This window comes from Streptomyces sp. NPDC046859 (assembly GCF_040645135.1).
In the GTDB taxonomy this organism is placed as follows: Bacteria; Actinomycetota; Actinomycetes; order Streptomycetales; family Streptomycetaceae; genus Streptomyces.
On the sequence record NZ_JBEYXR010000002.1, the window covers coordinates 287,065 to 306,274 of the forward strand.

At 72.6% G+C, this 19,210-nt stretch carries 15 protein-coding genes, 2 tRNA genes and 1 pseudogene; 12 read left to right on the plus strand and 6 right to left on the minus strand.

What is annotated here, in order from left to right; translation table 11 throughout:
- Positions 1-296: 296 nt before the first annotated feature.
- A complete protein-coding gene (locus ABZ899_RS03740) occupies positions 297-710 on the minus strand; it encodes an SsgA family sporulation/cell division regulator (protein WP_004002642.1) in 414 nt (137 codons plus the stop codon).
- Between the two features lie 191 nt (positions 711-901).
- On the opposite strand from ABZ899_RS03740, the gene ABZ899_RS03745 reads away from it, so the two are divergent.
- From ABZ899_RS03745 to ABZ899_RS03755, 3 genes and pseudogenes are all read left to right on the plus strand, one after another.
- On the plus strand, positions 902-1,360 hold the full coding sequence (locus ABZ899_RS03745; RefSeq protein ID WP_361340208.1) for a TIGR02611 family protein: 459 nt from the start codon (positions 902-904) through the stop codon (positions 1,358-1,360).
- Between the two features lie 85 nt (positions 1,361-1,445).
- Positions 1,446-1,517 (plus strand) — tRNA-Val (locus ABZ899_RS03750).
- 249 nt (positions 1,518-1,766) lie between these two features.
- Positions 1,767-2,163 (plus strand): annotated as a pseudogene (locus ABZ899_RS03755) (extracellular solute-binding protein); the annotation flags it as partial.
- 49 nt (positions 2,164-2,212) lie between these two features.
- Here ABZ899_RS03755 and ABZ899_RS03760 read toward each other — a convergent pair.
- The gene (locus ABZ899_RS03760; protein ID WP_361340211.1) at positions 2,213-4,597 is read right to left on the minus strand and encodes a hypothetical protein; all 2,385 of its coding nucleotides are present in this window, start codon (positions 4,595-4,597) and stop codon (positions 2,213-2,215) included.
- 104 nt (positions 4,598-4,701) lie between these two features.
- Between ABZ899_RS03760 and ABZ899_RS03765 the strand changes: the two genes are divergently transcribed.
- Both ABZ899_RS03765 and ABZ899_RS03770 read left to right on the plus strand, forming a co-directional pair.
- A complete protein-coding gene (locus tag ABZ899_RS03765) occupies positions 4,702-5,160 on the plus strand; it encodes an SRPBCC family protein (RefSeq protein ID WP_361340214.1) in 459 nt (152 codons plus the stop codon).
- Between the two features lie 39 nt (positions 5,161-5,199).
- A tRNA-Val gene (locus ABZ899_RS03770) sits at positions 5,200-5,271 on the plus strand.
- A gap of 46 nt (positions 5,272-5,317) precedes the next feature.
- On the opposite strand, the gene ABZ899_RS03775 is transcribed toward ABZ899_RS03770, so the two are convergent.
- A complete protein-coding gene (locus tag ABZ899_RS03775; protein WP_361340570.1) occupies positions 5,318-6,043 on the minus strand; it encodes a 3'-5' exonuclease in 726 nt (241 codons plus the stop codon).
- Positions 6,044-6,210: 167 nt separating this feature from the next.
- On the opposite strand from ABZ899_RS03775, the gene ABZ899_RS03780 reads away from it, so the two are divergent.
- The 3 genes from ABZ899_RS03780 to thrS all read left to right on the plus strand — a co-directional run bounded on the left by ABZ899_RS03780 (position 6,211) and on the right by thrS (position 10,107).
- Complete coding sequence (locus ABZ899_RS03780) at positions 6,211-6,777, plus strand: DUF4365 domain-containing protein (RefSeq protein WP_283289814.1); 567 nt, start codon at positions 6,211-6,213, stop codon at positions 6,775-6,777.
- Positions 6,774-8,003 carry a hypothetical protein gene (locus tag ABZ899_RS03785; RefSeq protein ID WP_361340217.1) on the plus strand — a complete coding sequence of 410 codons (1,230 nt, stop codon included), beginning with the start codon at positions 6,774-6,776 and terminating at the stop codon, positions 8,001-8,003. Before ABZ899_RS03780 ends, ABZ899_RS03785 begins: the two co-directional genes overlap by 4 nt.
- Positions 8,004-8,130: 127 nt before the next feature.
- Positions 8,131-10,107 carry a threonine--tRNA ligase gene (thrS, locus tag ABZ899_RS03790; RefSeq protein ID WP_361340220.1) on the plus strand — a complete coding sequence of 659 codons (1,977 nt, stop codon included), beginning with the start codon at positions 8,131-8,133 and terminating at the stop codon, positions 10,105-10,107.
- 29 nt (positions 10,108-10,136) lie between these two features.
- On the opposite strand, the gene ABZ899_RS03795 is transcribed toward thrS, so the two are convergent.
- Positions 10,137-10,796 carry a potassium channel family protein gene (locus ABZ899_RS03795; RefSeq protein WP_361340223.1) on the minus strand — a complete coding sequence of 220 codons (660 nt, stop codon included), beginning with the start codon at positions 10,794-10,796 and terminating at the stop codon, positions 10,137-10,139.
- Positions 10,797-10,874: 78 nt separating this feature from the next.
- Between ABZ899_RS03795 and ABZ899_RS03800 the strand changes: the two genes are divergently transcribed.
- On the plus strand, positions 10,875-11,423 hold the full coding sequence (locus ABZ899_RS03800) for an HIT domain-containing protein (RefSeq protein WP_361340225.1): 549 nt from the start codon (positions 10,875-10,877) through the stop codon (positions 11,421-11,423).
- Between the two features lie 56 nt (positions 11,424-11,479).
- Here ABZ899_RS03800 and ABZ899_RS03805 read toward each other — a convergent pair whose 3' ends face one another.
- Both ABZ899_RS03805 and ABZ899_RS03810 read right to left on the minus strand, forming a co-directional pair.
- Positions 11,480-13,141 (minus strand): hypothetical protein, encoded by a 1,662-nt coding sequence (locus ABZ899_RS03805; protein WP_361340227.1) that lies wholly within the window; start codon positions 13,139-13,141, stop codon positions 11,480-11,482.
- A gap of 290 nt (positions 13,142-13,431) precedes the next feature.
- A complete protein-coding gene (locus ABZ899_RS03810; protein ID WP_361340229.1) occupies positions 13,432-15,630 on the minus strand; it encodes an elongation factor G-like protein EF-G2 in 2,199 nt (732 codons plus the stop codon).
- Positions 15,631-15,934: 304 nt separating this feature from the next.
- Between ABZ899_RS03810 and pgsA the strand changes: the two genes are divergently transcribed.
- The 3 genes from pgsA to ABZ899_RS03825 are packed head-to-tail and all read left to right on the plus strand — an operon-like array spanning position 15,935 to position 18,701.
- Positions 15,935-16,621, plus strand: a complete 687-nt coding sequence (pgsA, locus tag ABZ899_RS03815) for a phosphatidylinositol phosphate synthase (RefSeq protein WP_361340232.1) — start codon at positions 15,935-15,937, stop codon at positions 16,619-16,621.
- Positions 16,618-17,526 (plus strand): phosphatidylinositol mannoside acyltransferase, encoded by a 909-nt coding sequence (locus ABZ899_RS03820; protein ID WP_361340234.1) that lies wholly within the window; start codon positions 16,618-16,620, stop codon positions 17,524-17,526. The genes pgsA and ABZ899_RS03820 overlap by 4 nt, the downstream gene beginning before the upstream one ends.
- Positions 17,523-18,701: a glycosyltransferase family 4 protein gene (locus ABZ899_RS03825; protein WP_361340237.1), complete on the plus strand. Its 1,179-nt coding sequence runs from the start codon at positions 17,523-17,525 to the stop codon at positions 18,699-18,701. Before ABZ899_RS03820 ends, ABZ899_RS03825 begins: the two co-directional genes overlap by 4 nt.
- Positions 18,702-19,210 lie beyond the last annotated feature (509 nt).

Here is a 19,210-nt window from a genome sequence, read left to right on the forward strand (position 1 = left end):
CGTGGGCGCCCGCCGATGCTGGCCGATGGTAGTGGCTCGCACAGCCGGCACACCGCCGTCGTCCGCACACGGCTTCGAATAGAACGCCCGAGGAGCGCTCACGGTTCCCACGGCGGCGGACCGGCCCTCGGGCCCCGGGCGGCGCACCACGGCCCTCGGACCGCCCACAGGCCCCGAGAACACCGGCGCCGCCCTCGCGACAGCGAGGACGGCGCCGGTGGCCTGCCTATGCGGTTGTCCTGGCCCGAGCCGTCACCCCGAGTCGACGGCGCCGGGCGGCTTGCGGGGATCTCGCCCTAGCTTTCCGCCAGGATGTGCGAGAGCTCCTGGTCGAGGTCGAAGTGGCGGTGTTCCGTGCCGGGGGGCACGGCGGCGTCCGTCCGCTTCAGGAAGGACTCCAGGGCTCGCGCGGGGGCCTCCAGCAGTGCCTCGCCCTCAGGAGAGCTCAGGGCGATGCAGACGACCCCCTGACCATGACTGCGCGACGGCCAGACACGGACGTCGCCGGTACCGGTGGGCCGGTGGAGGCCCTCGGCGAGGAGGTCGCGGGCGAACACCCACTCGACGGTCTCCTCGGCTCCGGTGTGGAAGGTGGCGTGCACGGCGTAGGGGTCGGCCGTGTCGTACCGCAGGCCTGCGGGGACAGGCAGGGAGGACTCGCTCGACACAACGAGGCGCAGGTGCAGCTCGCAGCTGACCGTGGTGTTCATAAGCGCCAGGGCCTTTCGCTCAGTGTGCGCTCGGGGATTCGCACGTCGGCGAAATCGACATGCCACCTACGGTGCCGTTGTAAACCCCTCTGAGTGTTTTGCGTGGGATTACGTAACTCTTCCGGCCGAGAACCCGTTCGTGCGGTACGACCATTTCGGTGACCGGATTCGGTCCGGTAGGGTTTGGCCGTATGAATACGGGGAGTGACGAGTCGGGTGGCGCCGTGCTGGCGTCCGAAGGGGCGCGGGTGAGCAAGGCGCGCGACGATGGAGAGCCGGCCCTCGGGTCCCGGGCGCCAGAGTTCGTCAAGGCGCGCCGCCTGTTGCACCTGAGCTGGCAGGTCGGCGTCTTCGTCATCGGCCTCGCGATCGTGGCGGCCGGCATCATCATGCTGCCCCTGCCCGGTCCCGGCTGGGTGGTGATCTTCGGCGGCATGGCGGTCTGGGCGACCGAGTTCGTCTGGGCCCAGCTGGTGCTGCGCTGGACCAAGCGCAAGGTCACCGAGGCGGCGCATAAGGCGCTCGACCCGAGGGTGCGCCGGCGCAACATCGTTCTGACCTCGATCGGCCTGGTGATCATGGCCGTGCTGGTGGGGATCTACGTGTGGAAGTTCGGCGCCGTCATGCCGTGGAAGATCCAGGACCAGTGAGCGCGCGGGGTGCGGATGCCCTCTTGGCCGGTTCCGGGGCGGTCACCCGCACCCCCTGACATGGGGTAATGTTCTTCCTGCGCCGGGGCGATTAGCTCAGTGGGAGAGCGCTTCGTTCACACCGAAGAGGTCACTGGTTCGAACCCAGTATCGCCCACCCGGATCCGACGGCCCGCCTGTGAGACCACAGGCGGGCCGTCGGCGTGAGAGGGCGCGGTTCCCGGCCCCGCCCGGCGCCTTCCGGGACGGCCGCCGCCGCGTGCTCCGTCTGCGGCTCCGGCCGTCCGGTGCGGTCGTACCCCGGACAACCCCCGGGCCGCCTTCCCGGGCCGCGCGGAAATTCCCGTCCGCATCATCGACGCGCCGTCGGCCCTCCGTGCCTCGTGCCGGCGAGCGCTTGCTGAAAATGATTCATGACGGCGGCGACGCTGCGGGGAGGCCCGGGTGGGGAAACCAGAAGGTCGGCCAGCGCACCGTCCTGAAGGCGGCGGGCGCCATGGATGGTCCTGGGGCTCGCCGCCATCGCCGGCTCCGGCGGCGACGGAGGGCCCGCCGCGGAGGGGATGGTGACGATCCGTTATGCGTCGTCGGGTGTCGAGGACCGCGCCGAAAGGATCGACAGGACCATCGCGATCTTCGTGAAGACGTATCCGAAGATCAAGGTCAAGGTGGACTTTCGGCCGTACACGGACTTCTGGAAGAAGTTCAACACCCGGGCATGCGGAGGGAATCCGCCGGACGTCTTCCAGAATGCGATCGGATTCCTGCGCAAATACGGCGCGGAGAATGTGCTGCAAGATCTTCGGCATGCACGGCGTCACCTCTGCGACGTGTACCTGCGCCACTCCTTCGTCAGTGCATGGTGCCCAGGAACTCCCGCACCCGCCGGGCGTCCCTCAGGCGCTGCTCGTACGTCGCCCCGACGGCCAGCAGCAGGAGGCCGGCGAGCGCGGGCGGCACCCAGCGCGGCAGCGCGTCGGTCACCTGGACGATGTACGGGGCGAGTTCGTGCAGGGTGTCCAGGGCGAGGACCGTGCCGCCCAGCAGGAGCGGTGCCTGCAGACGGTGACGGGCGCCCAGCAGGGTGACCGCCAGCGCGGCCAGGCCCAGCAGCAGGGGGCGCGCCCAGTGCGTGTCGCCCCAGGCGGCCAGCAGGCTCGGCACGAGCGTGGCGGCGAGCCCGGGACCGTAGGCCGTCCAGGACGGGACCCGCGGGTCGCGTCGCCTGCCGAGGGCGCCGACGAGCAGGGCGGCGACGGTGACCGGCAGCGTGTACGCCTCCGGTGTGCCGACGTCCCACGCCGCCAGGCGCACCCACGCGGCCAGCACGAACAGCGCGGTGCCCGCGAAGGCGACGGGACGGCGGTCCGGGCGCAGCGCGGTCCCGGACGCGATCACCCCGCACAGCGCCAGCACGAGGGCCAGCATCGGCAGATCGCCGGAGACGACGGCCAGGCCGAACGCGAGAAGGGCGGCCGCCGCACCCGTGACCTCGACCGGGACCGTCACCCGGGGGATGTCCCCGAGCCGGGCCGCGAGCAGGGCCGCCGCCAACGGGACGACCAGGACCAGCACGGCGGTGTCCTGCGGACGCCAGCCGGCCGCGGCCCCCGACGCGCAGGCGAGCGCGGTCGCGTACGCGAGGGCGGCCGGAGCCGTGACCGGCGCGAGACGCGGCGTCCGGGACGCCGCCGCGAACAGCGCGGTGAGGGCGGCCGTCACGGTGAGGGTGGCGTCCTGGCGGGCCAGGGACAGCAGGACGAGAGGCACGGTGGTCAGCGGCGCGAGCACCGTCGCGGTCATGTGAAGGGACAAGGGCCGCTCGGACGTCCGGGGCCAGGTGGCCGCCGCGAGCGCCCCGGCGGTGAGGCATCCGAGCGCCGCCAGGCCCACGGCGTACGGGACGTCGAGCACCGCCGGCAGCACCAGCGCCGTCGCCCAGCCGAGAACCAGTGCCCCGGTCAGTGCGCGGACGCGTCCCACCGCCTCGCGCGCCAGGACCAGGACACCGGCGACCGCCACCAGGACGACGGGCGCCGTCTCGGAGTACGGGGGCCACGGCACAGCGGTGGTGACCGCCGCACGCAGACTTCCGGGCGCCCCGGACCACACCTGCTCGACCCAGGCGACCGGACCCGTGAGCGCGACCCCCACCAGCGGCAGCGTCCACAGCAGGGCCAGCCCCTGTACGGCGGCGGAGGCATGCACCAGGCCCTGGCGCACCGCCTGCGGCAGCCGGGCCGACCGGACCGCGGCCGGCAGGGTGATCCCGCAGGCCAGATACGCCGGCACCGTCCACACGGCGGGCAGCGCGGGCCGGACCGCACCGCCGGCCGCGGCGACCATGAGGAGCCCGGCGGCGACGGCCAGGCCGCCCGCCTGCCGCTCGGCCGACGGATGCCGGGCCGCCGTCAGCGCGACGCCCGCCGCGAGGAGAAGGAGCGCCGCCGCACGGGCGGCGGCGCTCGGGCCGGTGGCCGTCCACGACAGCCAGCCGGCGGCCCACGCTCCCCAGGCACCCAGGCCGTAGGCACCGACGACGGCGGTCCGCCGGACGGGCCCGGCCGACCCCCGCAGCGCCACCGCCGTGTCGCAGGCCGCCGTCACCAACACGGCCAGGGTGACGCCGAACGGGCCCGCGTCGACGGCCACCGCCCCGAGCACGAGCGGCAGTTGGGCGGCCACCAGGGCCGCGGGCAGGGGCAGTCGCAGCGCCGAGGCGCGCGGCAGCAGACCGTACGCCGCCCACAGGGCGGCGAGCGCCGCCGAGGCGGCGGCGGAGTACCCCGTGGCGTCCGTGCCGGGCAGCGCCGCCTCGTGCAGCGCGTACGCGTCGAGCACGGTCAGGGCGAGCCCGAGGCCGGCCACCGATTCGGCCGTCGAGCGCAGCCCCCGCTTCAGCAGCGGCACCGGCGCGGCGAGCACCCCCGCGGTGACGGCGCCCAGCACCAGCGCACGCCCCACGATGCCGAGTTCACCCCAGCTGACCAGGGTGAAGGCGATCGCCGCGACGGTGAGCAGGACACCGCCGAGCAGCAGCAGGACGTTCTGCACGCGGGGCGCCGAGGCCTCCGGGCGCTGCGGTGCGGTGGGCGCCGGGGCCGGCGGTGCGGCCGCGCTGAGGGCCGTGACCAGCCAGGCCCGCCGGTGCAGCAACTGGGCACGGCGGGCGTCCAGTCGGCGCAGCTCGAGATCCAGGAGCCGCAACTCCTCGGCGGGTGGCGGAATGTGCGTCATGGCGGGAGTGTGATCCGCGTCACGCCCGCCCGGCATGAGTGCGGGTACTCAGAGGACGTACTCAGATCCGGTGCGGACCCGCTCCCACGGGGCACACTCGGGCCATGGACTGGAGCCACTACCGCTTCCGCAGCCTGTGGGAACTCCCCGCGCCCCCCGCCGTCGTCCACGAGGTGCTGGAGCGGGCCGAGGACTACCCGCGCTGGTGGCCGCAGGTCCGCGAGGTGCACCGGATCGACGACACCACCGGCGTGCTCACCGTGAGGTCCCTCCTGCCCTACGACCTCACCTTCACGGCCCGCGAGGTCCGGCGCGACCGCGCCGCCGGCGTCCTGGAGATCGCCATCTCCGGTGACCTCGACGGCTGGGCGCGCTGGACGGTCACTCCCCACGGCGCCGGGTGCCTGGCCCGCTACGACCAGGTCGTCGACGTGAACAAGCCGCTGCTGCGCCGGTTCGCGGTGCCGGGCCGGCCGGTCTTCCGGGCCAACCACCGGCTGATGATGCGCGCGGGCCGCCGCGGTCTGCTGGCGTTCCTGGCCGAGTGCGGGCAAGCGGTTTGAAGGAACCGCGCGGGGACCTGTATCGTTCAGTGCGTTCCCGGGCGATTAGCTCAGTGGGAGAGCGCTTCGTTCACACCGAAGAGGTCACTGGTTCGAACCCAGTATCGCCCACCGGGAGAAAGCCGGTCCGCTTGACGCGGGCCGGCTTTTCCGCTGTTCAGGCCGCCGCCGGCAGATCGGGGCGCAGTGGCCAGGCCGGGTCCACCGACTCCTCCGTGCCGCTGCGCGCGAACCACGCCTGGAGACCGCGTGCCTGTGCCGCGTGCCACACCGCCTGGAGGGTGTGCAGTTCCGCAGGGGACAGCCGCTCCAGGCGGGCCGCGAAGCGGCGGCCCACCGCGCGGACGACCTCCAGCGACGCCAGGGCGTCGGCCGCCGCGTCGTGCGCGTCCGCCAGTTCGACCTCGTAGTGCGCGCACAGGTCCGTCAGGGTGCGGCGCCCCTTGCGGTAGCGGTCCAGATGCTTGTCGAGGACGCGCGGGTCGAGCACCGTCAGCGACGCCGTCTCGAACCAGCGGGACAGCGACGAGGCGCGGTGCCGCCGCAACTCGCGGTCCAGCAGCGTCAGGTCGAACGGCGCGTTCATCACCACCAGCGGCCGGCCCGCCGCGGCCTGCACCGCCAGCTCCTCGGCTATCTCCTGCATCACCGGCGCCGGCCAGCGGCCGTTGCGCTGGAGGTGATCCTCCGTCAGCCCGTGCACCGCCGTCGCCGTCTCCGGTACCGGGACACCCGGGTTCACCAGCCAACGCGTCACCCGGGGCCGGGTCCCCGGGGCGTCCTGGACGACGACGGCCGCCGAAACGATCCGGTCGGTCTCGACGTCCACGCCTGTCGTCTCCGTGTCGAATGCCGCCAGCGGGCCCTCGTACCAGCACGCCATACCGCTCAACCCCTCGTCCGTCCATGGCAGCTGACGTACCGTCTTCTGCCCGTTTGGTGATACCCGGGCCGTTTGCGACGTACGCCGGAAGGACACAACAGGAGTGCGGGTCCTTGCAGTTCAGCGACCCGCCACGGGGATTCACACTGCCTGGAAGGCTGTTCGTCATGGCGATTGCGCAGCCCGAGCGGGGCGGGCTGCTGCCCGAACGGACGGGCCCCCCTCGCGGTTCACTCGCCACCACCGCGTGCATGGAGACACTGCAGGTGGGCTATCTGCACGCGGTCGCCGCGGCGGCGGGATGCTCCCTGTCCCAGCCGTTCCCGGACAACGGCATCGACTGGCACGTCAGCCACAGCGCGCCCGGCCACACCGTCGACGACGAGGTCACCATCAAGGTGCAGCTGAAGGCGACGTACCAGGTGGCGCCCGATCCGCCCGGCCGCTTCTTCTCCTTCACGCTCGACAACGCCCATCTGGCGAAGCTCGCCCGCACCCCGGTCTCGGTGCACAAGATCCTCGTCGTGATGATCGTGCCCCGGTCCCAGGAGCAGTGGCTGCGCGCCGGACACGACCGGCTCGACCTGAGGCACTGCTGCTACTGGGTCAATCTCGCCGGTCACGCGATCACCGGCCGGCGCCGCACCACCGTCCGGATACCGACCTCCCGCATCTTCGACGACCGGGCGCTCTGCGAGATCATGACGCGGGTCGGGACCGGAGGCAGACCATGACGCACCGCCCGCTCCAGGAGCCCGCCCGGCCGGTCCGGCCCCACCCCGTCGACGCGGCCTGGGACCGGCCCCCCGAGCCCGGCGACGTCGACCCCGCCGTCCTCGCGGCCCTGCTGCGCCGGCACGGCTGGCAGCGGCGCGGGGGAGCGGCGGGCCGCTACGGCCGCTGGACCCCGCCCGGACCGGGGGGCGGCGGCACCAGCCTGCTCGTCCCGGAGTCCCGCGCCTTCCCCGACAGCGACGACCTGCTCGCCGAGGCGCTGACCGCGCTGTCCCGCAGCGGCACGCCCGCCGCCCGCGAGGTGCTGGTCTGCCTCGCCGTGCCCAGCGACGAGGTCCGCTGGTGGCGGGACGCCCCGGCCGGCCCGGCCGGGGCAGCGCCCTGGACCGCCGAGGAGGAGCTGCGCACCGCCGCCCGCCGCACCCTGCTCGCCGCCGCACTGGCCACCCGCGGACGGGCCGGATACCACGGCACCCGGCACCGCCGCGCGGCCGTCGGCATGCTGGAGGACGTCCTCGTCGGCTCCGCGCCCGACGGCCGGGGCCTCACCGCCTTCGTGCCCGTGGCCACCGGCCGCCCCCTCGCCGTACGTCTCCACCAAGCGCTGTACGCGGCCCGCGAGGCCGTCGACTACCAGCGGGCCACCGGTGCCATGGACGCCTTCGACGGGGCCGTCGAGGCGGGCGTCAGCCGGGAGCTGGTCGAGGGACTGATCGCCCTGGTGCGTGGCACGGAGGGCGCGCGGGTCGCCGTGGCGTGGGCGCCGGCCGCCGGCGTCCCAGAGGACTGCGCGGCCGACGGCGAGCCCGTCGAGTTCTCGCCCGGCGACCTGCCCGTCCTGCGGGCGGCCGGGGCCCGCTATCTGCGCGAGGAGCCGTCGGTGCCGGTCCGGATCACCGGCGCCGTGGTGCGGATGCGCCGGACCGGCACCCGCGGGGAGGGCACCGTCCGGCTGCGCGTCATCGCGGGCGCCGAGGTCTCGCACGTCCGGCTGACGCTGGACGAGGAGGCGTACCGCATCGCCGGTCACGCGCACCTCGTCGGACTGCCGGTGCGGGTGCGCGGCCGGCTGGAGAGCCGGGGCGGTTTCCGCAGGCTGGCCGGGGCCTCGGAGGTGGTCCCGGTCCAGGTCGACGACGCCGAGCGGGACCGGCTGATGAAGGCGCTCCAGGAGGACCTGGACTTCTTCGAAGAGGTGTGCGCGGGCGAGGACACCGGCGACTGACGGCGGCCGGAGCCGGAGGGGGCCGCGGGCAACCGTTTCGCGATCGGAGGTCGCGGGTCGGTACGATCGCAGTCATGCGCGCGCTCCTGGTATGGCGCCGCACCCCACCTTCAGTCAGGAGAGACCGGTGTCAGACGTCCGTGTGATCATCCAACGCGATTCCGAGCGGGAAGAGCGCGTGGTGACGACGGGCACTACGGCCGCCGACCTCTTCGCCGGCGAGCGCTCCGTCATCGCCGCGCGCGTGGGCGGCGAGCTCAAGGACCTGTCGTACGTGCTCTCCGACGGCGAGGAGGTCGAGGGCGTCGAGATCTCCTCCGAGGACGGTCTGAACATCCTGCGCCACTCCACCGCGCACGTGATGGCCCAGGCGGTGCAGGAGCTCTTCCCCGAGGCCAAGCTGGGCATCGGCCCGCCCGTGCAGGACGGCTTCTACTACGACTTCGACGTCGAGAAGCCGTTCACCCCCGAGGATCTCAAGGCCATCGAGAAGAAGATGCAGGAGATCCAGAAGCGTGGCCAGAAGTTCGCGCGCCGCGTCGTCACCGAAGAGGACGCCCGCGAGGAGCTGGCGGACGAGCCGTACAAGCTGGAGCTGATCGGCCTCAAGGGCGCGGCGTCGCACGACGACGGCGCGGACGTCGAGGTCGGCGCCGGCGAGCTGACGATCTACGACAACCTCGACGCCAAGACCGGCGAGCTGTGCTGGAAGGACCTCTGCCGCGGTCCCCACCTGCCGTCGACCCGCGCGATCCCCGCCTTCAAGCTCATGCGCAACGCGGCCGCCTACTGGCGCGGCAGCGAGAAGAACCCGATGCTCCAGCGCATCTACGGCACCGCCTGGCCGTCCAAGGACGAGCTGAAGCAGTACCTGGAGTTCCTCGCCGAGGCCGAGAAGCGCGACCACCGCAGGCTCGGCAGCGAACTCGATCTCTTCTCCATCCCGGAGCAGATCGGCTCCGGCCTCGCCGTCTTCCACCCCAAGGGCGGCATCATCCGCCGGGTCATGGAGGACTACTCGCGCCGCCGGCACGAGGAGGAGGGCTACGAGTTCGTCTACACCCCGCACGCGACGAAGGGGAAGCTCTTCGAGACCTCGGGTCACCTGGACTGGTACGCCGACGGCATGTACCCGCCCATGCAGCTCGACGAGGGCGTGGACTACTACCTCAAGCCCATGAACTGCCCGATGCACAACCTGATCTTCGACGCGCGCGGGCGTTCCTACCGTGAACTGCCGCTGCGCCTCTTCGAGTTCGGGACCGTGTACCGGTACGAGAAGTCGGGCGTCGTGCACGGCCTGACCCGCGCACGCGGCTTCACCCAGGACGACGCGCACATCTACTGCACCCGCGAGCAGATGGCCGAGGAGCTCGACCGGACCCTCACCTTCGTCCTGAACCTGCTGCGCGACTACGGTCTGACCGACTTCTACCTGGAGCTGTCCACCAAGGACCCGGAGAAGTTCGTCGGCACCGACGAGGCGTGGGAGGAGGCCACCGAGACGCTGCGCCAGGTCGCCGAGAAGCAGAACCTGGAACTGGTCGCGGACCCGGGCGGCGCCGCCTTCTACGGCCCGAAGATCTCCGTCCAGACCAAGGACGCCATCGGCCGCACCTGGCAGATGTCGACGATCCAGCTCGACTTCAACCTGCCGGAGCGCTTCGACCTGGAGTACACCTCCGCCGACGGCTCCAAGCAGCGTCCGGTCATGATCCACCGTGCCCTGTTCGGCTCGATCGAGCGGTTCTTCGCCGTGCTCCTGGAGCACTACGCGGGCGCCTTCCCGGCGTGGCTCGCGCCCGTCCAGGCGATCGGCATCCCGATCGGCGACGCGCACGTCGAGTACCTGGAGAAGTTCGCCGCCGCAGCGAAGAAGCAGGGCCTGCGCGTCGAGGTCGACTCGTCCTCGGACCGGATGCAGAAGAAGATCCGCAACGCCCAGAAGCAGAAGGTGCCGTTCATGGTCATCGCGGGCGACGAGGACATGGCGAACAACGCCGTCTCCTTCCGCTACCGCGACGGCTCCCAGGAGAACGGCATCCCGTTCGACGAGGCCATCGCCAAGATCGCGAAGGTCGTCGAGGAGCGGGCGCAGGTCTGATCCACCGGCTCAGGAGGCCCCCGGAAGGCTCAGCCCTCCGGGGGCTTCGTGTCGCCCTCCCGGGCGAAGACCTGCAGCAGCCAGGAGGAGAACGACCCGGTCACCGCGCCGAGCAGGGCCAGCCCGCCGGCCATCATGACCGTCGCGATCGCCCGGCCGCCCGCCGTCACCGGCGCGATGTCGCCGTAGCCGACCGTGCTGAGGGTCGCCGCCGTCCACCACACCGCGTCGCCGAAGGTCCGCATGGTGGCGCCGGGCGCTCCGCGTTCCTGCTGGAAGACGGCCAGGGCCCCGGCGAAGCCGAGGAGCAGCGTGGACAGGCTCGCGTAGGCGACCACCCGGGCGTGCAGGGACAGCCGGGGCCCTCCCTGCCGGTGCTGGATGGCGTCGTAGAGCGGCACGATCCGCAGCGGGCGCAGCAGTGGCAGCAGCACCACGACCGTGTGCAGGAAGTGCGTCCTGGCGAAGCGGAGGAAGCGTTCCCCGCTGAGCTGCTGGCGCACCACGAAGTCGACCGCGAACAGCAGCCACAGCGCGGCCATCGTGTACACGCACACGTCCTTCCAGAACGGCGGCACGCTCACCGCGAGGACGCGGACGGCGTAGGCGGCCAGGAAGAGGAGCGACGCCAGGAACAGCGGGATCTCGGTGCGCTGCTCCCAGCGGGCGGGAGGGCTGTCGTCGTCCACGGGCCCAGCTTGGCCGGTGGCCGCCGCCCGGACGCCCCGGCGACACGCCGGGAACGGCCGAAGCCATATGCTGCACGTATGACGAGTGAGCCGGAGCAGCAGTGGGGAGTGGGCATCCAGGACGCGTTCCAGCGCCTGTGGACGCCCCATCGGATGGCCTACATCCAGGGTGAGAACAAGCCGACCGGTCCCGGAGCGGACGACGGCTGCCCCTTCTGCGCGATTCCGGCCAAGTCCGACGAGGACGGGCTGGTGGTCCGCCGCGGCGAGCAGGTGTACGCGGTCCTCAACCTGTACCCGTACAACGGCGGGCACCTGATGGTCGTGCCCTACCGCCACGTCGCCGACTACACCGACCTCACCGAGCCGGAGACCGCCGAGCTGGGGGCGCTGACCAAGCAGGCCATGACGGCCCTGCGCACCGCATCGGGCGCCCACGGCTTCAACATCGGCATGAACCAGGGCACGGTCGCCGGTGCCGGGATCGCCGCCCACCTCCACCAGCACGTGGTGCCGCGCTGGGGCGGGGACACGAACTTCATGCCGGTCGTCGGGCACACCCGGGTGCTGCCGCAGCTCCTCGCGGACACGCGGAAGATGCTGGCGGAGGCCTGGCCGACGGCCTGACCGCGGGGGAGGGGGCCGGGTCCCGGCCCCCCTCCAGTGGCCCGTCGCCGGAGCGCCTACGCGTCGTAGACGTCCGCCTTGCGGGGCGAGGGGTCCTGTACGGCCGTGCTCAGGAACGCCGAGCGCGTACCGAACTTCTCGGTGTCCACGCCGTTCTCCGCGAGCACCCTGATCGCCGAGGCGTGCACGGCCCGCAGCACCGGGGTGGCGGCGCGCAGCGCGTCGTCGGCCATGAAGCGGTGCCGCCACGGCTGGTCGGCCCAGGCGTGCCGCAGCCCGAACGGCTCGGGCAGGGCGATCGTCCCGCCCAGCCAGTTCAGCGCCGGGGGATACCAGGAGAGCGGGGCCCGCACCGCCAGCCGCACCACCTCGTCGGTGCCGACCAGCGGCAGCTTCACCGAGCGGGTCTCCCACGGCTTCAGCGACTTGGCGACCTCCCTGGTCGGCGCCTCGGGCTTCTCCTGGAAGAGCCCGTTGACCGGACCGAGGGCGTGGCCCGTCACCTCGATGCGCAGCGTCTCGTGCAGGACGGTCACGGTGATCAGCATGGTGATGATCAGCTGGCCGTCCCACAGGGTCCACTGGACGCCCAGGTAGTGCCGGTCACCGCTGCCGAACTGCTGCTTGTTGCAGATTTCCTGTATCGCGTGCGGCTTGACCTGGTACGCCTCGACGTCCGTGCCCTCCGGCCGGGACACCGCCGAGGCGCCCTCGGCGATCGGCGTGACGATCCAGTGGCGTATCGAGGGCTTCGGGAAACCGCCGGTGTTCAGCGGGCCGCGCTCCAGCATGCTCAGCTGGTGGTGGATCGCGCGGATCACGTCCCAGCTGCGGAAGGGATGGATCTCGCGGTCGGGGTCGGCGGGCACCAGCTCCTCGGCCAGCTGCCAGCTGCCCCAGCGGGTGCCCATGCCGAGTATGCCCTTGGGCCCGGCGTAGAAGACCGAGTTGGACTGCTGCTCGGCGCTGAGCCTGGCCAGGGCCTGGCGCAGACGCTCGGCCTGGACCTCGTTGGGACTGGTCGGCACCGCCTCCGGCACCTTCGCGCCGACGCTGCTGCCGGCGAGCAGGCTGTCCCAGCGCTCCCGCAGGTCCCGCGCGGTGCGCTCGCACACCTGCTTGGCCCAGAACCAGCCGAGGACCGGCATCACCACCGAGGCGCGCGCGTACCACGCCCAGATGCCGGTGAACGGCATCTTGAGCAGGAAGAGCACGGCCAGCGCGCCCATCGCGACGAGGAGCACGGAGGCGAGCGCCCCGCCCCGCTTGGCGTCCCGCTTGACGATGGTGGTGCGCAGCGTGAAGACCAGCAGCCACACCAGGAGTCCGGGCAGGAACAGCAGACCGCAGACCACCATGATCGCGCTGAGGGTCCGGTCCCGGGCCTTGCGGATGTTGTTGGCGGCGAGGCAGTGCTCGACGACGACCTGCGGCTCGGTGCCGAAGGACTGGATCAGCGGCTTGCGGTCGTCGCCGAGCATGCGGTCGACCACGGCCCGCGAGAACGCCTCACCGAGGTTCGGCCGGAAGATCCTCGCCCAGGCGCGGCCCGCCTTGACATCCGTCTTGTGCCATTCGTTGTCGGCCTTCTTGATGTCCTCGTACGGATTGTCGCGATAGGCCGCCGAGGCCAGCGCGAAGGTCGCCGTCTGCCCCTCACCGGCCGTGCGCGGCACCTGCGGACCGAAGATGTCCGCGTAACCGCCTTCAACGGTCATTCCCGCCCCCACTCGCCGCACTGTCGCTCCTGCGGCCTTCCCGACTTCCGTACGGCGCACACCTGTTGATCGGTCGCCGATCGATGATCAGCGTATCCCCCGCCACCGACATCCGTCGGCGGACGGCCGAAGCCGCCCGCCGGGGGAGGGAGCGCTTCACGTGGCGAACGGAAGGCTCCGGCGCGGGCCGTGACGCGACGCGCGCCGAGGGAGCGACCGGGCTGCGCCGGGCGCGCGCCGCGAGGCCACGCGCCATGAGGCCACGCGACCACGCGCCACGAGGCCACGCGCTAGGAGGCCGCGCGCGCCTCCTCCCGTACCTTCTCCGCGATCTGTTGCGGCATCGGCTCGTGGCGCGCGTACCGCCGGTTGAACCGGGCCGTGCCGTGCGACAGCGACCGCAGGTCGATGGCGTACCGGCCGATCTCGATCTCGGGCACCTCGGCCTTGATCAGTGTGCGGCCGCCGCTGGTCTGCTCGGTGCCGAGGACGCGGCCCCGCCGCCCGGACAGGTCGCTCATCACGGCCCCGACATAGTCGTCGCCGACCAGCACGGACACCTCCGCCACCGGCTCCAGCAGGTGGATCCTCGTATCGCCCGCGGCTTCGCGCAGCGCGAGGGCGCCGGCCGTCTGGAAGGCCGCGTCGGAGGAGTCGACCGAGTGCGCCTTGCCGTCGAGCAGGGTGACCCGGACGTCGACGAGCGGATGACCGGCCGCGACCCCCTTGGCCGCCTGAGCCCGCACGCCCTTCTCCACGGACGGGATGAACTGGCGCGGCACCGCGCCGCCGACGACCTTGTCCACGAACTCGATGCCCGAACCGCCGGGCAGGGGCTCGACCTCGATCTCGCAGATGGCGTACTGCCCGTGCCCGCCGGACTGCTTCACATGCCGGCCGCGGCCCGCAGCCCTGCCCGCGAACGTCTCCCGCAGCGACACCTTGTACGGCACCACGTCGACCTGCACCCCGTACCGGCTGCGCAGCCGCTCCAGCGCGACGTCGGCGTGCGCCTCGCCGAGAGCCCACAGCACCACCTGGTGGGTGGCCTGGTTCTGCTCGAGGCGCATGGTCGGGTCCTCCGCGACCAGCCGGGCCAGCCCCTGCGACAGCTTGTCCTCGTCGGCCTTGCTGTGCGCCTGGATGGCCAGCGGCAGCAGCGGGTCCGGCATCTGCCAGGGCTCCATGAGCAGCGGGTCGTCCTTCGACGACAGGGTGTCCCCGGTCTCCGCGCGGCTCAGCTTCGCCACGCACGCGAGGTCGCCCGCGATGCAGTGGCTGAGGGTGCGCTGCTGCTTGCCGAACGGCGCCGACAGCGCGCCGACGCGCTCGTCGACGTCGTGGTCCTCGTGGCCGCGGTCCTCCATCCCGTGCCCGGACACATGCACCGTCTGGTCGGGCCGCAGCGTGCCGGAGAAGACGCGCACCAGCGAGATCCGGCCGACGTAGGGGTCGGACGCGGTCTTCACGACCTCGGCGACCAGCGGACCGTCCGGGTCGCACGGGTTCAGCTCGCGCGGCCGGCCGTCGAGCGTGGTCACCGCGGGCGCCGGGCGCTCCGGCGGGGTCGGGAAGCCGCGGGTGATGAGCTCCAGCACCTCGACGGTGCCGAGGCCCTGCCGGGCGCCTTCGGCGGCGGGGGCGGCCGCCAGGACGGGGAAGAACGTGCCCCGCGCGATGGCCCGCTCCAGGTCCTGGATGAGCGTCTTGACGTCGATCTGCTCGCCGCCGAGATAGCGGTCCATGAGGGTCTCGTCCTCGCTCTCCGCGATGACCCCCTCGATCAGCCGGTTGCGTGCCTCCTCGATCAGCGGCAGCTCGTCGCCGCCCGGCTCGGACTCCTTGCGCTCCCCGGTGGAGTAGTCGAACAGTTTCTGCGTCAGCAGGCCGATCAGACCGGTCACGGGCGCGTGCCCGTCCGGGCCCGGCTCCCCGTGCAGCGGCAGGTACAGCGGGAGCACGGCGTCGGGGTCGTCGCCGCCGAACGCCTCCGCGCAGATCCGCGTCATCTCCTCGTAGTCGGCCCGCGCCGCCTCCAGATGCGTCACGACGATCGCGCGCGGCATGCCGACGGCCGCGCACTCGTCCCACACCATGCGGGTGGAGCCGTCGACGCCGTCCGAGGCCGAGACGACGAAGAGGGCCGCGTCCGCGGCGCGCAGACCGGCCCTGAGTTCCCCGACGAAGTCGGCGTAGCCGGGGGTGTCCAGCAGATTGATCTTGATGCCGTCCCATTCGACGGGCACCAGGGACAGCTGTACCGAGCGGTGCTGCCGGTGCTCGATCTCGTCGTAGTCGGAGACGGTGCCGCCGTCCTCCACGCGGCCCGCCCGGTTCACCGCCCCCGCCGCCAGCGCGAGGGCCTCGACCAGAGTCGTCTTGCCCGAACCGCTGTGGCCGACCAGCACCACATTCCGTACGGACGTGGGGTGGTCGGCCGCCGTAGCCCTGCCGGCGGCTCCAGGGTGTGCGTTCGCCTTGTCGCCCATGATCCTGCCTCCCGTGCACGGTGAGGTCACTGTGGGCGCGGACGTACGGTCCCTCTCCCGGGCTCCGGCCCGGAAGGCGCCCCCAGCGATGGCGGCTGCGACGACGCCCGCGGTCCTTCGAGCTTTCCACTCCCCACACGGCGCGTCCATACGACGGACCCGACCGCGCCCGCCGGCCGGACCCCACGTGCCGCGGTGCCCGCGGACGAGTGCCCGGCGGCCGCCCGCACGCGCGCGTGGCTACGATGGGCCAGCCGGTGGCCAGCAAGGGCCGCGCGGCGCCACACCGACCCTCGGGAAGGCCATGCTGAACAAGTACGCGCGTGCTTTCTTCACGCGTGTTCTCACGCCGTTCGCCTCATTTCTGATCAGACGGGGCGTCAGCCCCGACACCGTCACCCTGATCGGGACCGCCGGCGTGGTCGCGGGCGCGCTGGTCTTCTACCCCATGGGCGAGTTCTTCTGGGGCACGATCGTGATCACGCTGTTCGTGTTCTCCGACCTCGTCGACGGGAACATGGCGCGCCAGCTCGGCCGCTCCAGCCGCTGGGGCGCCTTCCTCGACTCCACCCTGGACCGGGTCGCCGACGGCGCGATCTTCGGCGGCTTCGCCCTCTGGTACGCCGGTGGCGGCGACGACCTCGTGCTGTGCGCCGTCTCGATCTTCTGCCTGGCCAGCGGCCAGGTCGTGTCGTACACCAAGGCCCGCGGCGAGTCGATCGGCCTGCCGGTCGCGGTCAACGGCCTGGTCGAGCGGGCCGAGCGCCTGGTGATCTCCCTGGTCGCGGCCGGTTTGGCCGGCCTGCACAAGTTCGGCGTGCCCGGCATCCAGTACCTGCTGCCGGTGGCCCTGTGGATCGTCGCGGTGGGCAGCCTCGTCACGCTGATCCAGCGGGTCGTCACCGTCCGCCGGGAGTCCGCCGAGGTCGAGGCCGCCGAGGCGCGGGACAAGCCGGAGAGCGCCTCGCACGGGAGCGAGGCCGCCACGTGACCGCCCGGGACCGGCTCACCGACGGGCTGTACGGGCTCGGCTGGACCACCGTGAAGAAGCTCCCCGAGCCGGCCGCCGTGCGCCTCGGACGCACCATCGCCGACCTGGCCTGGAAGAAGCGGGGCAAGGGCGTGCGGCGGCTGGAGAGCAACTACGCGCGCGTGGTGCCGGACGCGAGTCCGCAGCGCCTGGCCGAGCTCTCGCGCGCGGGCATGCGCTCGTACCTGCGCTACTGGATGGAGTCCTTCCGGCTCCCCGCCTGGAGCGAGGACCGGATCCGCGACGGCTTCGCGCCCCAGGACATCCACCACCTCACCGACGGGCTGGCCGCCGGAAAGGGCGTGGTACTGGCCTTGCCGCACCTGGCCAACTGGGACCTGGCGGGCGCCTGGGTCACCACCGAACTGAAGACACCGTTCACCACGGTCGCCGAGCGACTCAAGCCCGAGACGCTCTACGACCGCTTCGTCGCCTACCGCGAGGGCCTCGGCATGGAGGTCCTGCCGCACAGCGGCGGCAGCGCCTTCGGCACGCTGGCCCGCAGGCTGCGCGACGGCGGCCTGGTCTGCCTGGTCGCCGACCGCGACCTGTCCGCCTCCGGCGTGGAGGTGGACTTCTTCGGCGCCAAGGCCCGGATGCCCGCGGGACCCGCCCTGCTCGCCCAGCAGACCGGGGCACTGCTGATGCCCGTGACGCTCTGGTACGACGACTCGCCCGTCATGCGGGGCCGCGTCCACCCACCGGTCCAGGTACCCGGGTCAGGCAACCGGGTCGAGAAGACGTCTGTCATGACACAGGCGCTGGCCGACGCCTTCGCCACGGGTATCGCGGAACATCCGGAGGACTGGCACATGCTCCAGCGCTTGTGGCTCGCCGACCTGGATCCCATGAAGGGGACCTCGTGAGAATCGGCATCGTCTGCCCGTACTCCTGGGACGTGCCCGGCGGCGTCCAGTTCCACATCCGGGACCTCGCCGAGTACTTCGTCCGGCAGGGCCACGAGGTGTCGGTGCTGGCCCCGGCGGACGACGACACCCCGCTCCCGCCGTACGTCGTCTCGGCGGGCCGGGCCGTCCCGGTGCCGTACAACGGCTCGGTCGCCCGGCTGAACTTCGGCTTCCTCTCCGCCGCGCGCGTGCGCCGCTGGCTGCACGACGGACGTTTCGACGTCCTCCACATCCACGAGCCCACGTCGCCGTCCCTGGGCCTGCTGGCCTGCTGGGCGGCCTCGGGTCCGATCGTCGCCACCTTCCACACCTCCAACCCGCGCTCGCGCGCGATGATCGCGGCGTACGCGATCCTCCAGGCCGCCCTGGAGAAGATCAGCGCCCGGATCGCGGTGAGCGAGTACGCCCGCCGGACGCTGGTGGAGCACCTGGGCGGCGACGCGGTCGTCATCCCCAACGGCGTCGACGTCGGCTTCTTCGCCGAGGCCGAACCCGACCCGCGGTGGCAGGGCGGCACCATCGGCTTCATCGGCCGCATCGACGAGCCCCGCAAGGGACTCCCGGTGCTGATGCGGGCCCTGCCGAAGATCCTCGAGGCCCGCCCGGGGACCCGGCTCCTGGTGGCCGGCCGGGGCGACGAGGAGGAGGCGGTCGAGGCCCTGCCCGCCGAGCTGCGGTCCCGCGTCGAGTTCCTCGGCATGGTCAGCGACGAGGACAAGGCCAGGCTGCTGCGCAGCGTCGACCTGTACGTGGCCCCCAACACCGGCGGTGAGAGCTTCGGGATCATCCTGGTCGAGGCCCTGTCGGCGGGCGCCCCCGTCCTCGCCTCCGACCTCGACGCCTTCGCCCAGGTCCTGGACCAGGGCGCGGCCGGCGAACTCTTCGCCAACGAGGACGCGGACGCCCTCGCCGACGCCGCGGTACGCCTCCTGGGGGATCCCGCCCGGCGGGCCGAGCTGCAGAAGCGGGGGAGCGCCCACGTGCGCCGCTTCGACTGGTCGACCGTCGGCGCGGACATCATGTCGGTCTACGAGACGGTGACGGCGGGCGCGGCGGCGGTGGCCACCGACGAGGGCTCGGGCTCGGGCACCGTGGGCGGGCTGAGGGCCCGGCTGGGGCTGGCGCGGGACTGACGCGGTCACCCGGGAGTCGGACGGACGCCCCGCGCGGCAGGCGGCGTTGACGTCCACCGCGCGGCGAGGCCGGTGCGGGGGCCCCTGGAAGCTTCCGGAGGACGCCTCGCGCGCGGGACGGCGTCCATGCCCGTGGGGCCGGCCGGACCGACTGGCTCACGGAAGTCGCAGGGGGACGCCCGCGGGGCAGGCGGCGTCGACGTCCGCCGCCCGGCGAGTCCGGTGCGGGGGCCTTGAGGGGGCTTCTGGAAGCCTCCGGAGGGCGCCTCGCGCGCGGGACGGCGTCCATGCCCGTGGGGGCGGCGGGACCGACTGGCTGACGGAAGTCGGAGGGGACGCCCCGCGCGGCCGGTGCGGGGGCCTTGTGGGGGCTTCTGGAAGCCTCCGGAGGGCGCCTCGCGCGCGGGACGGCGTCCATGCCCGTGGGGGCGGCGGGACCGACTGGCTGACGGAAGTCGCCGGGGACGCCCCGCGCGGCAGGCGGCGTCGACGTCCATTGTCCAGCGCGG